This window comes from Pseudoalteromonas sp. SANK 73390, from assembly GCF_054966645.1.
Genome location: NZ_ARPN01000106.1, coordinates 60,050 through 73,124, shown reverse-complemented (window position 1 = coordinate 73,124; position 13,075 = coordinate 60,050). Strand labels below are relative to the sequence as shown.

Here is a 13,075-nt window from a genome sequence, read left to right as displayed (position 1 = left end):
ATTATACCTAAACTCACAGCCTTTACCCATAGCTTGCTTATCAGCAGGCATAAATACAGGTATAATCCCCCTCCAAAACAATCTGGTGAGTAAATCATGACAACGCAAATTTCTACTTTAGGCGAACTTTTGAGTACAGCAGGCACCCAGTGGCGAGTGTATGATATAGGCCGTAGGATAACCAAAATAGATAAACAGCAATTTGCGCAAATTGAAACAACTCAAACCCCTTATCCTTATCCATTGGGCAGCCATGCATTAATCGCGATTCAATTTTGGGATAATCAAGCAACAGTTGACCCTTATGTCTGGTTTTTAAAGTTTCCACTAGATGAACAAAGCAAATTAATTGTTGCCAGCAGAGATCACTTTGCCAGCATGGTTTTAGAAGCCCTTGGAACAGAGTTAACAGGCGAGCATGCTGATGGAAAACTTGATAATAACCCCTATGTTTTTACTCCTAACGCAAATAAACTTGCCGCGTTTAATGCGTTATTAAAAAAAGAGTTAAATCGACCCGCCTCTCAATATTATGAATACAGCGAGTTGTATTTTGCTGGCAAGTTACCAAGTAATGCCTGGCAAAGCTTAGCTATACAAGGACTGGCTGATTTTGCATACCGTTTAGAGCACGGTCAAAACAATACTAATTTGCAAGCAATTTGGCCGTCTTTGCCATTAGAAGTGAAACAGCCTTTGAGCGCAATGTTGGAACATATTGAAATAAATACCGCTTTTTCTGAACAATTACAAAGTGCAATAAATACATCGATAGCACAACAAGAACTTGATACGCTTATCTGCAACTTGCGAGCAATTTCAGGTAGCAAAGCACAAGGCCTTGTAGCTCAAAGTGTTGATACTCTGCTTGGCTGTGAATATCGCCATGAGGCTGATATTTTACTAACCTTAGCAGGACGCTGTTGGGAGGTGTTTATAGACCGAGAGCGACTCTTTAAATTTTTAGATTGCGCAGCAAACAATCATCAGATTGACGGTTTATTTGCAAGTGTTTTTGCAGATTTAGTTGCAATTCCACAGCTGCGCCCACATGTTTTAAGTATTCTAAGAGCAGACAATCGCAGTGACAATTTATCACGCGCAATCGGTAGGTTATTTTCATAGATGGCAACACTTTGGCTTTTAATCATATTTGGGGCAGTTATCGCACTATTTTGGACTAGTAGGCAAGCCGCAGAAGCAGCAAAAGAGCATGCTCAGCATCAGGCTGAAAAGCTACAAGTTCAAATGTTGAGTATTGCCTGCAAGCAACGCCGTTTAGGTATACTGCGAAATGGCAAACCAGGTATAAAAAGCCAATTTACTTTTGAATTTAGTTCAGATGGTGAAAGTGTTTACTATGGCACGTTATACCTTGAAAATAATCGACTCGTCAAAGCTGATATTCCCCCATACCGTATAACTTAAAAAGCCGCTAGAATATCTATTGAGACATACTTAATAATTAATTATGCTGATCTTTTTTTCATGGAAGGACATCGTAAATGAAAAAATCTAAATGCCTCAAAGTTGGTAGTACTGTAGCCGTCGTATCACCGTCATGGGGTGGCCCATCGGTATTTCCTCATATTTATCAGCAAGGGTTACATAACCTCGCAGAGCTTGGGTTTAATATTGTTGAGTATCCAACAGCTACAATGGATGAAAATAAGTTATTTCTCAATCCCAAGCTGCGGGCAGACGATATTAACAAAGCATTTTTAGACCCTCAAATCGACGCTATCATCGCCACCATAGGTGGGAGTGATAGTGCCAGAATTTTAAAGTACCTTGATTTGCAGGCCATTTCACAGCATCCAAAACTCTTTATGGGCTACTCAGATAGCACCAGCCTAACAACTACGCTCAATCAAGCCGGGTTAGTTACGTTCAACGGTCCGTCGGTGATGGCAGGGTTTGCACAGCTTCATAATTTTGATACACAATACCAAAGTTACATACTTAATTTTTTAACAACTAACCCAACGTCTCGAGCACTACCGGTATTTGACAGCTACAGCCATGGTTACCCCGAGTGGGCGCATGTAGAAAATACGGGAATGCGTAACCCACTTATCAAAAGCCGCGGACCACAAGTACTACAAGGCACCAAAAGTGTTATTGGTCAATTATTTGGTGGCTGTATTGAAGTATTAGAAATGCTCAAAGGAACTGAACATTGGCCTGCACCAAGCTTTTGGCACACTAAGATACTTTTTTTGGAGACCTCACAAGAAAAACCTTCTGTCGACTATGTCCGCTACTGGCTGCGCAATTATGGTGTGATGGGGGTATTTGAAAAGATCAATGCTTTGTTGATTGGCCGCCCACGCGACTATAGCAATACCGAACAAGTAGAATTGGAAAACGTTATATTAAGTGTTGTCAAAGAAGAGTTTAATAATCAACACCTCGTTATTGTTGCCAATTTAGATTTTGGCCATACTGATCCTCAAATGATTTTACCGTTAGGTTTACAGTGTTCAGTTGACGCACAATCAGGTCATTTAACGTTGTTAGAAGAAGTTTTTGCATAAATACTAGAAGTGTCGACATATGAAATTAAAATGTTTTTCTAGCAGTTTCAAACCGTTAGAAAAAACTAAGGCGCAACATAAGTCGCGCCTAGTTCTGACTACATCCATGATGGGTTTTCCATACCCTATGCGTGAAGCCACCTTTTTCTTCGTCCCCTGAACGGGTATACATCCAAGCCATACCCGGGCACCTTCCTTGCTGTCATCCTTATGTCACACCCTGTGACTATCCATTTGCTTTCCAAGCTTCCACTTCACTCAACCTTGAGTGCTCCCTAAACTGCACACCCTGTGCTTATCCTATCTTCCTTGTACATATCTTCCTAATATGTGCCCACACCCTGTGAGTTCCAAAGTCATTCCTTGCTCCTTTTACGCTCCTTGCTTATGCAGTTCAGTCCTTCTGCATATCATCCTTCTAACGAACTCTATCGCTTTGTCTTCCTGACACAAATAAGTTTACGCGGTTATTGGCTTTCAAAAAGCAAATAAATGTAATTTATTGAATGAAACAATATTGTAAAAATAAACATTGTTATATTTTACAAGTAGTTAATTTGATAATGATTACCAATAACGACAACATAAAACACCTTAGCGCACATTTATGTAGGAGAAGTCTCACAGCTGTTTTTCCATTCTGTCTCATTGCCGGCGTTTAAAAAGTAACTCACCACTTACTTTTTCAAATGAAAGTGATTTTATAACTTGATATTTATGGCCAAGAAAAAATGCTTTATCTTTAGCTTGTGTTACAAATACTGCCATGCCTGTAACATCGCGATTGCTTGCTATTAAATCATCTAATCCTGTGAGTAGGTAATGTCCAAGCCCTTGCCCTTGAATGTGAGGGTCGACAGCAATAAAGGCTAAAAAATAGTAATGACCATACTCTTGTAAGGCCTCACGAATGGTATTCTCTTTTTCAATGAGCTGCTGAGTTTGCAAGTATCCAGCACTTAGCATTAATCGTAAGCGCCAATGCCAATATCTCGAAGCTTGTAATTGTGTTTGCGACTCAATTACGCAAGCAACGGCATACAGGTTTTCTCCCTCAAATAAGCCAACCATAGGCTGCTGGCCTTGCCCGAAACTTGAGAGCTCTTCACGAATGAATGCCCGCAACTTAGCTTCATAACTACTATTATCTTTTGCGGATAATACACTGCGAAGCACATCATCATCATGGTAAGCTTGATACAGTAAGCTCGCGGTTACTGACATATCTTCTGCGGATAAATACTTAACTGATAGGTTTTGCTGTTCTAGAACTCGCATAATACCCCCTTATGTTGTTGTTATTAGGGCGAACTGATTGTTGTTAGTTGCACTCTCTACTATAGTTACAGAGTGTTTTTTAGGCAACTAACGGAGTGATTTATGGATACCAGCAAGCACAACCTTGCCAATTTATTTGCACAACTGGGTTTAGACAACTCACCTGAACAAATTACGATGTTTGTTAACAAACACCGTATTGCAGACGATACTTTGCTCGCAGATGCACCATTTTGGAATGAAGGTCAGCGACATTTTATCGAAGAATCATTGCAAGAAGACGCTGACTGGTGTGAGCTCATAGATGAACTAGATACCATGCTACGCTAACATTTTAAGCTATGTTATGATGCGCTTTATTTTTTGGAGTAAAGCGCATGCATCCTGCAGTACAAAAAGCCATTGCGGAATTAGTCAGTGATGGAAAAGTTCCAAGTGTTGCCTTAACCAAAGCACGCTTGAGTGACCCCGTACCTATGCCACTCATTATTGCAGGTCTCACTGCTTATAAAAACAACCCAGATATCATCACATTCCCATTATCGTCACAACCCAAACAAGACGCTCAGCAACAGCAAAGTCAGCTTGACCGCATTGAGCATAAACTTGATAAGCTGCTGACCCTACTAGAGAAAGGTTAATATGTTTGTTGTTGACTTAACTTTTGACTGTTACCAAGATACAACGCTAGATATGGCTGAAGTCGCGATTAACCGTGTAGTTAATGCACTACGCTTTAATGGCCAAATTATCGGTGACGAGTTTCCAACCGTATTAAAAGACGGTTACTTTATCACTCGAGTTATGTGCCCATTAGAGGATGCTCTACATCCACTCAACCACAGCCCATTTGTTAAACATGCCATAGATGGTCTACAAAAAGCAGGGTTACTGGCCCCAAAGGTCAAGGTGATTGGGCAAGATATTCACGCTAATGGTGCCGATCAATGTACCGCGCCCTCCAGCTACATTCTGTACACTACTTACGTACATACTTGCAGCCCACTTTACTGTGGTGACGATTTTTTGCCTGTGCCACTTTACAAAATTCCAGCCATCGCCAATGGTGATTACAAAGCCCTAATAAAATGGCAAGAGGACTGGCAGGCCTGTGACCAAATTCAAATTAATGGTGCAACCCGTTGTGAATTTGCTACCCTTGATGAAATATCTAGTACCAATAGCGACTTATTTCGCCGTGGTATGGACTTATCAAAACGCATTAGGTTTTTAACCCAAAAGCCCGTTTATTATTATTTATACCGTGTCGGCGGAGAGTCTTTAGAGTCTGAAAAACAAAGAAAGTGCCCAAGTTGCAACAGTGATTGGGCATTAGATGAACCTTGGTTTGGTATTTTTGACTTTCGCTGCGATAACTGCGAGCTGGTGTCAAATATGTCGTGGGACTTTCAATGATTTGACTAGCAAACAACCTGCTGCAAAAAGTCATCAAGACTAGTAGCTAATACATGATGTGGTGGTTTGCCTACATACTCTAGGCACACCTCACCGGTATTTAGCGTTACAGTGAGCAACAAATCATCTTGTTCTGTCAAACCAATAAATATTGTATCTTGCTGTTTAAGCTTTCGCTTCATTAAAACATGGCCAGTAATGTTTTGCTGTAACCGCTCAAAATCGTCTTGATTCCAAGCTTGTAATAGCTCAATTTCATGTCCATCAATCTCACCAACAATATTACCCGCAAAAAAGCTACTGTAATAATCATCTAACGCTATGGGGAACTCACACTCAAGCGCTTTTGCCAGTTGCTGCAAATTATTCTCTGCTGGTTGAGCAATCGCTTGCCATTGAATTCGTTCGCCGTCTATCGGCTCACCAACTTCGCAAGGGCTTGACCATTTTGGGTCATAATACATACATGGGAGTGATTGATGTTGCTGCTGATACTTCATCGCAAAGTCTTGGTGTAATTTTGATAAAATCTGCTGTGTCGCCATACTGCCAACTTTCTTGTGATCCGTTATAATATCGTCATTGTAACCACAAATGGTGAAACATGACAGATTACACAAATGCACCTGAGCTAAAAGCATCACTTTTAGGCAAAGCAACCGAATATGCATCACACTACGATGCGACCTTGTTACACCCTATTGCCCGTAAGCTCAATCGCGACCAAATCGCTGTCGATGAATCTGACTTACCCTTTATGGGCGAAGATACATGGACTGGCTATGAGCTTTCTTGGCTTAACCAAAAAGGCAAGCCTCAAGTCGCCGTTGCCAGTTTTGTATTCCCGTGCCAAAGCTCACATATTATTGAATCTAAATCATTTAAATTGTACTTAAATAGCTTTAACCAAAGCAAATTTGCAAGTGTAGAAGCAGTACAACAGATACTCCAAAAAGACTTATCTTCCACGGCAAACACACAAGTGCAAGTCACACTTTATAAAGCTGATGATTATGCTTGCCTGCCATTTACTGCGCTACCAGGCGAATGTATTGATGAGTTAGATATTGAAGTGGATATATACAGCCCCCAAGCAGATATTTTGCAAAGTACAGGGCAATGCAACGTAAGCGAAACGCTACATAGTCATTTATTAAAGTCGAATTGTTTAATTACCTCACAACCCGATTGGGCCAGTATCATTATTTCATACACAGGCAAACAAATATGTCGTGACTCACTACTGCGTTACCTTATCTCATTTCGTAGTCACAATGAATTCCATGAACAATGTGTTGAGCGCATCTATTGCGAACTGATGAATACATTTGATTTTGAAAAGCTTGAGGTGTACGCGCGGTATACGAGGCGTGGCGGTTTAGATATAAACCCATATCGTTCAAGCTATCAAAACCACACCGCCTATCAAATTCGCACTAATCGACAGTAAAAGTACTCACGGGCACCTTAATTGCACAAACATCTAAATAGTTAGGCTTGGCGACAAACCAAGCCTCTGGGCGGTTTTTTCTAGCTTCAATGAGCGTCTTAAAATCATCATGACTGGTATTAAAGACCTTAAATCTTAGTTTATCTTTACTGGCAATATCCGAAAGTACCCTAACTGATTCAATGTGATTAAACATCTGCCCATGTGTAGGGTTACGGTCTAACTTTTGTACATGCTCCATACCGCTCAACACTTGACCAAATACCGTGGTGTTTTTATCTAGATATCGTTGCGCAGACAGCGTGATATAAAACTCAGTTCCGCCAGAATTAAGCGCATCCTCACGGGCCATGGCAAATGCACCGGTACAGTGTGTTTGCCATGTTTGCGTAGCTTGAAGGTTCTGTGCAACCGCAAAACCACTAAAAAAACCTGTTCGCTGTGCATACCCATCGACCATGTTGAGTGCAGTAACTGACAAAAAAGGCTTTTTACTATTTAAGATAAGTTCGGCAGAAAGTTGCTTTTTTGCGTGCTTCGTTACTTTACTATTGCTCGCATCTCCCCCTTGCGCCACAAAACCTTCGACGAAGCGGTACATACTCAAGCCGTCATAAAATTGCTCACGAGCGAGTAGTTTAATATTCGCAACATGGTTTGGGGCAAGTGTTGAATTCAACTCAATATACACCGGCCCCGTTGGTAATTGAATTTTCAGTACATCGTCATTATTCACTAGCCGCCACGCAGATGCAGGTGCTTGCGAAACAATTTCATGTGGCGCTTTTGGCGTTTGCGCGTCAGCAGTATTCGCTATTTGAAAAAATATACAAAACAACCCCAATAAACCTAGCTTCATCACCTTCCCTTATTATTTAAAATTGTTAACTAGTTATCCCAATCAAATTTATATAATAAATCAACACTGTCATACAAACCGCTTGTCGCTTCAATGTAGAGTTTAGAGAATACTCGATAGCGCACTGCCACTTCACTCAAAGAGTCAAATACGCCAACGCGATAACTCACCTGTACACTGGGCGTCAAATAACCTGAGACTTCAACTTTGGTCGAATCACCACTGCCTCTTGCACCAAGAGACACATCGCTAAAGCCCAGCTTTTCTCCCGTTTTTGCCACCAGCCCCTCACTTCGATTCAAGCCTTGTGATAATAGTAACTGCGTTAAAATCGTGTTGTTTGAACTCTCGCCCTCCCCCAGCGGTTCTCCGTTAAGCAAATAAGCAAGCGCTTGGGATTGGTCCATCGCGGGTTGTGAATAGACTGAAAAACTTGGCTTTGAGATACTCCCCGATAACTCGATACCTGCCTCTACATCATTTGCAGTCACCTCTGGGTTGCGAATAGCACGTACATTTAAATACGGCTTATCCAACGCGCCATTGAACCCTATTAAGCCTGTTTTTATCAATAAGTCTTGACCAAAGGCACGATACCGCCCTTCATTTAACGACAATTCTCCACTTGCTAACAATGGACTTGCAGGCATTTTCACCACATCTATACTACCTGCTATATAGCTATCTAAACCAAGCGCCTTAACCCGAAAGTCATCTCCTACTTTCACATCTACATCAACTTTATAATCAATTGGAGAGCGGCTTAAGCGCTTACTTTGTGCATCAACAATAATTTGGTCTTCAGAAACTTGCACCACCCCCACGGGGATCTCTTTTACCTCGATACGACCAAATGGAATAAACAGCTTTCCAGTCACTGAAGCTTTATCCTCGCTGTATTCAAACAGAATGTCTGGAGAAATAGACACTTCCACATTTGCCTCAGGCGCGATTAAAAAATTATCCCCTTGCGCTTTAATTTTGCCAGCCAATTTATTTGCCCAAGAGAGCTGCCCATCAAGCGATAAAGTCCCCCCTTGTTCAGCTTGCATGTTGCCATGTATATTTGCTTGCTTTGCATCAAACGTAATATCTACACTAGATGACATCAAAGTAATAGGAGAAACGGGACTTGCCAGCGCTATCTCTTTAATGTTGACCTGCCCCGCTACATGTGGGCTACGTAAGTCACCCGTTAAGTTAACCTTGCCACTAATATCACCTGCAAGGTTAAATGGCTGTTGCAAACTTTTACTCAGCACTGGGGACAAAGGAGAAAGCGACATATGAACAATTTCAACAACCGCCTTTGGTTTAGCTTTACCTATTAAAGGCAATTGCATTTCTCCCTGTAATCGCCCTAATAAAGAAGACTCTATTTGCCAATCTAATGTCGCAAGCTCCTCGCTACTCACTAACTGGGTATTGAGCTTCTCGATAGGCAGTGTGTGAATTACATCGCCCTCTGTTGTAATAACTTGGGTGTGCTGAAATTGCAATTGCCCATCGGCTTTAGTGAGCTTGCCAGATTGCCAATCAAATGACACACCGCCGAACGCTGAACCATCAAGTTTAGCAATATCTCCAAGCCACGGATTGATGTCACTAAGTAATAATTGGCTGATATTAACATCGCCATGGCCATGACCGGTGATGATGTTTTGTTGGCCAGAAAAACAAGCTTCACTATTTAGTAACACCCAACATTGCTTATCAAATTTAGCCTGCTGTTGCGATAAATAGATTTGCGCAGGCTCTAACAACTCAAATAGATACTGTTGATAATCAACCTTGGCATCAGTTAACACAGCTTGCCATTGTTCATTTTGCAAACTACCGCGCAACTTCACATCAACGAGTGCATCACCTTGCGTCTTTATTTCAAGTGTATGCTGTAACAAATCACCTTGCACTGACACAGTCGCATTTTGAATCGCTTGTTGCTCTACTTCAATTCGGCTAGCTTGTAACTTAGCATCTGTTTCCCAGCGACTCGCACCATCTAAAAAGAAGTCCAACTGTGCATCTATCAGCTGCACCTGCTGATATCTTACATGTTGTAAGTCAGCATTAAGTTCAATACTTGGCGTTTTATGATTACCTGATACAACAATATGTGAAGACATTTCAATATCAGCAGGTAAAAGTAGATCTGCACTATGTGCTAGATTTACATTTCCTGATAATTGCAATTGTTGTCCTAGTAGCCCAGATAGTGTGACTTTGCTTTGTCCATATGCAAAAGAAAATTGTTCAAGATTGCCTTGAAAATCTTGATTCAACTGCAATTTAGTGGCCGCAGTTAGGGGTTTGTTGAGTAATAACCCATCAAGTTCTAATGTTTTGATGTCCGTTTGCCATTGTCCATCATTAATGGCAAAGCTCATCGCAAGTTGTGTGTTTAGTTTGGTATCTGAGTATTGTGGCAAAAAAAGAGCCAATGGAATTTGAGTAACCTCGGCAATGACCTCACCATTGATACCTTGTTGCCAACTAAATTGCGTCGAGAAAGCAGCCACTGCTTCGCGCCACTGCAATTGAGCATCATCAATAGTTACCTCTGTCAGTGAACCATGCAGCTTAGCACTTGATGAAAAAGGTGACTCTGGTGAGCTATTTCCATTAATACTTAATTTTGCAACGTAGTCATTAAAATCCCCCTCAATATCAAACTTGCCTTGTTCCAGCTTTAAACGCTCAAAAGGCGCTGGTAACAATCCAGAAAACTGCCAATCGTGAACCAAAAGCTGTACATCAAAAGGCCAATTGTCTTGAGCAAGGTTAATGTTCCCCTCAACATCGCTTGGGTATTGCCCCATACTGTTTAGTTTGATAGCTAATTTGGATAGTGACCCATTGGTATCTAGGAGCAACTGATCATCCCCTATTTTGAGCACAGTGCTACTGTTGAGCTGCAAACTTTTTGACCAAAATACTGCACCTTGCGAGCGCAATTTAAAGTCTTGCATATCGGCATTAAGCGTTTGCCATTGCAATTGCTCAGTATCTAATGATGCTTCAATAGCAATATTATCAAGTTTGGTCGTTTGACTTGCTTGTCGCAATTCAAAATGCTGAATTCTCAATTTTTGAGCGGTCACATTCATTGGAATAAAAGGGGCTTTAAATACGAGCGCGGGGATTTTTTCAGGGAGTTCTTTTGTCTGTTTTGTTTGTTCATCAGGCAAAGTGACATGCACACTATCTAGTGTGAGTTTGTTAATAAGTAATTGCTCATCTTGCCATTGAAGCTGGCTATGTAACTGCGAAAACGATACATGCTGTCCATTGAAGTTCGCCTCAAAATGCCTGACCGATAGATTTCTTATACCTAGGTGAACAGGTGCATTAATTCGCTTTGATTCTTGTACTGGTTGCTGAGACTCCTCAGCGAGTGTACCTGCTTTCACTTGTATAGATTCACCAGAAACATCTATGCATAATGTGGCACAACTAAACCACTCTAACGAGACCCGAAGCTGCTGGACAGAAATAGAGACTTGCTCATTTTTATAAGTCATGTCTATTTGCGTACCAGACAATAACCGCCCCTCTGCGAGCTTGAGTTCAAGCCCTGCAACCGTTTTATTTGCCAGATAAACAAGCAATTGATGCCCTGGTGCAGTTGCAATAATACAAAAAACCACCACTGCAATTGCAGCGATACCACTGAGTCCCTTTTTCAAACGTGCGCTAAACAACATTAAATTTCTGGCCCTATAACAATACTCAAACGTGTGCTTTTACTTTTTTTACTAACACCCCAAGCATGGTCAATACGAATTGGACCAATTGGGGTAATGTAGCGAAAGCCAAAACCAGCCCCTACAGACCATTTCTCTGAAAAATCATTGGTCGCGGTGCCTGCATCAATAAAAAGAGCCGCCCGCCAACTTGGCAAAAATTGATAGTTATACTCTAATGACCCAGTTGCTAAATATTTACCCCCAATGTCTTTATTATCCTCTTTTGGACCAACAGAACGATATGCAAATCCTCTAATACTTTGATCTCCACCAGCAAAAAAGCGCATATTAAATGGCACTGCATTAATATCATCCACCACGATAGCACCTAAGTTAATACGGCTAATGGCAAAATGCTTTTGTTCATAGCTGCGAAGCCAAGCGTTATTCCAGCGCGCTTTTACCAGTGAAGTTGACGACACCAATGAGTCACTGGCAACCTCTAACGAAATAAGCTGCTCATTTGCCCAGTAAGGTGTGGTCCCCCCTTTAGTTTGCTTTTTTGCATAACTAATCCCAGGGAGAAGCATTTCCGTTTTAAAGGTTTTATCTTCTTGCTCAGTCGTTTCATGCTCCCGCTTAATAAAAGCAGTCCGCACCCAGCTGTCACTAATTAACCACTGACGCTGTAGTTGAATATTCCAAATTTTACTTTCAATGCCTTCTTGAAGGTCATCATTTACCTGATAACCGCCCAATATTCGCCATACATCATTATTTGGGTCTAATACTGGCACTGTGTAACTGCCTGTTATATCCTGGCGACGCTCAGAAACTGACAGATTACCCTCTAAAAAATGTCCATCACTTGTGATCCAAGGCTTAGTCCATTTTAATCGCCCTTTAGCACCTAAATCAGTGCTATAACCCCCTCCAACTTCAAAGCTGTTAGCTGGCTTATCCACTACTTCAACACGTATGGGTAGTAATCCGTCCTGCCTGCGATTTAGCAAAGGGTAAACTTTTGCAGAGCGAAAGTAAGGGGTTGCATTTAACGCCAAGGTATAATCAGACAACAGTGCACTGTCAAACATTGACTTGGGATCAAACGTGGCTAAAGACTGAATGTACTGTGTGGCCTGTGTTTGCTTACTGATGTTAAGCGCACCAAAACGATAACGGTTACCTGAGTCTAAATGCCAAAACACCTTTGCAAATCGAGCGCGCTTGTCGATTAACATCTCCTTTCTAAGCCATTTAAAATCAAAATAGCCGCGCTCTAATAATACGCTCTCAATGTTTGATTTAGCCTGCTGATAAAAATCATGCCTGACTGTTTGGTCAACTTGAATAGGTAGCTTAGTTAGCAATACTGAAAAAACGGTGTCGTTCTTGGCATCACCGTCAACCTGCACATTTATTTCATTCCAGCTAAGTGGTTCACCAGGCTTTATATTAATGACAAGCGTTTCATTGTTACGCTCTGCCTCTAACGAAATCTGGCTATGGTAGTAACCTAGAGCTTGCAGAGCTTGTGACACAGAGTTGTGCAATTGCTGATGATTCAATGTTTGCGCTTGATAGCGACGAGTAAAACCTTCTACATTACTTTTTAATTCACCATCCACACCTAATATTTCAATTTTTTGCGATTGTGATTGTGATTGTGCGCTCACAGTATGACTAAAACTCACAAAGGCCAGCCAAAGCATTAATAAAACAACTCTAAACACTTACTACTCATTCTCAAGGTTAGTTTAAGAGCTTAATAATATCACAAGCAAACATAACGCCCTATGAACATTACGTACGCAATTAGCGACAAATTTGCATGTTACCTCTTTTTATT

Annotated in this window: 12 protein-coding genes; 7 read left to right on the top strand and 5 right to left on the bottom strand. The window is 41.2% G+C overall.

The window, feature by feature from the left end:
* The first annotated feature begins 96 nt into the window (after window positions 1-96).
* The 3 genes from SANK73390_RS13330 to SANK73390_RS13320 all read left to right on the top strand — a co-directional run bounded on the left by SANK73390_RS13330 (window position 97) and on the right by SANK73390_RS13320 (window position 2,537).
* The gene (locus tag SANK73390_RS13330; protein ID WP_462766494.1) at window positions 97-1,125 is read left to right on the top strand and encodes a DUF3549 family protein; all 1,029 of its coding nucleotides are present in this window, start codon (window positions 97-99) and stop codon (window positions 1,123-1,125) included.
* Window positions 1,126-1,428: a DUF3301 domain-containing protein gene (locus SANK73390_RS13325; RefSeq protein WP_261594297.1), complete on the top strand. Its 303-nt coding sequence runs from the start codon at window positions 1,126-1,128 to the stop codon at window positions 1,426-1,428.
* 77 nt (window positions 1,429-1,505) lie between these two features.
* On the top strand, window positions 1,506-2,537 hold the full coding sequence (locus SANK73390_RS13320) for a S66 family peptidase (RefSeq protein WP_462766492.1): 1,032 nt from the start codon (window positions 1,506-1,508) through the stop codon (window positions 2,535-2,537).
* 645 nt (window positions 2,538-3,182) lie between these two features.
* Here the strand turns inward: SANK73390_RS13320 and SANK73390_RS13315 are convergent.
* The gene (locus tag SANK73390_RS13315) at window positions 3,183-3,815 is read right to left on the bottom strand and encodes an N-acetyltransferase (RefSeq protein ID WP_462766490.1); all 633 of its coding nucleotides are present in this window, start codon (window positions 3,813-3,815) and stop codon (window positions 3,183-3,185) included.
* A gap of 102 nt (window positions 3,816-3,917) precedes the next feature.
* Here SANK73390_RS13315 and SANK73390_RS13310 point away from each other — a divergent pair, with 102 nt between their 5' ends.
* From SANK73390_RS13310 to SANK73390_RS13300, 3 genes are read left to right on the top strand one after another with little or no spacing between them, the layout of a single operon-like run.
* The gene (locus SANK73390_RS13310; RefSeq protein WP_261594294.1) at window positions 3,918-4,145 is read left to right on the top strand and encodes a DUF2789 domain-containing protein; all 228 of its coding nucleotides are present in this window, start codon (window positions 3,918-3,920) and stop codon (window positions 4,143-4,145) included.
* Window positions 4,146-4,192: 47 nt separating this feature from the next.
* A complete protein-coding gene (locus tag SANK73390_RS13305; protein WP_261594293.1) occupies window positions 4,193-4,456 on the top strand; it encodes a hypothetical protein in 264 nt (87 codons plus the stop codon).
* A gap of 1 nt (window position 4,457) precedes the next feature.
* Window positions 4,458-5,231: a Zn-ribbon-containing protein gene (locus SANK73390_RS13300; protein ID WP_261594292.1), complete on the top strand. Its 774-nt coding sequence runs from the start codon at window positions 4,458-4,460 to the stop codon at window positions 5,229-5,231.
* A gap of 5 nt (window positions 5,232-5,236) precedes the next feature.
* Here SANK73390_RS13300 and syd read toward each other — a convergent pair whose 3' ends face one another.
* Window positions 5,237-5,776: a SecY-interacting protein gene (syd, locus tag SANK73390_RS13295; RefSeq protein WP_462766488.1), complete on the bottom strand. Its 540-nt coding sequence runs from the start codon at window positions 5,774-5,776 to the stop codon at window positions 5,237-5,239.
* A 59-nt stretch (window positions 5,777-5,835) separates the two neighbouring features.
* On the opposite strand from syd, the gene queF reads away from it, so the two are divergent.
* Complete coding sequence (gene queF, locus SANK73390_RS13290; RefSeq protein ID WP_261594290.1) at window positions 5,836-6,681, top strand: NADPH-dependent 7-cyano-7-deazaguanine reductase QueF; 846 nt, start codon at window positions 5,836-5,838, stop codon at window positions 6,679-6,681.
* Here the strand turns inward: queF and SANK73390_RS13285 are convergent.
* Genes SANK73390_RS13285 through SANK73390_RS13275 form a run of 3 tightly spaced genes read right to left on the bottom strand, consistent with a single transcriptional unit; the run spans window position 6,668 to window position 12,959 of the window.
* Entirely contained in the window at window positions 6,668-7,540 is an 873-nt protein-coding gene (locus SANK73390_RS13285; protein WP_462766486.1) for a peptidylprolyl isomerase, read from the bottom strand. The two genes, queF and SANK73390_RS13285, sit on opposite strands and share 14 nt — an antisense overlap.
* Window positions 7,541-7,569: 29 nt before the next feature.
* Complete coding sequence (gene tamB / locus SANK73390_RS13280; protein WP_462766484.1) at window positions 7,570-11,244, bottom strand: autotransporter assembly complex protein TamB; 3,675 nt, start codon at window positions 11,242-11,244, stop codon at window positions 7,570-7,572.
* Complete coding sequence (locus tag SANK73390_RS13275) at window positions 11,244-12,959, bottom strand: autotransporter assembly complex protein TamA (RefSeq protein WP_462766482.1); 1,716 nt, start codon at window positions 12,957-12,959, stop codon at window positions 11,244-11,246. The genes tamB and SANK73390_RS13275 overlap by 1 nt, the downstream gene beginning before the upstream one ends.
* Between the last annotated feature and the right edge of the window lie 116 nt (window positions 12,960-13,075).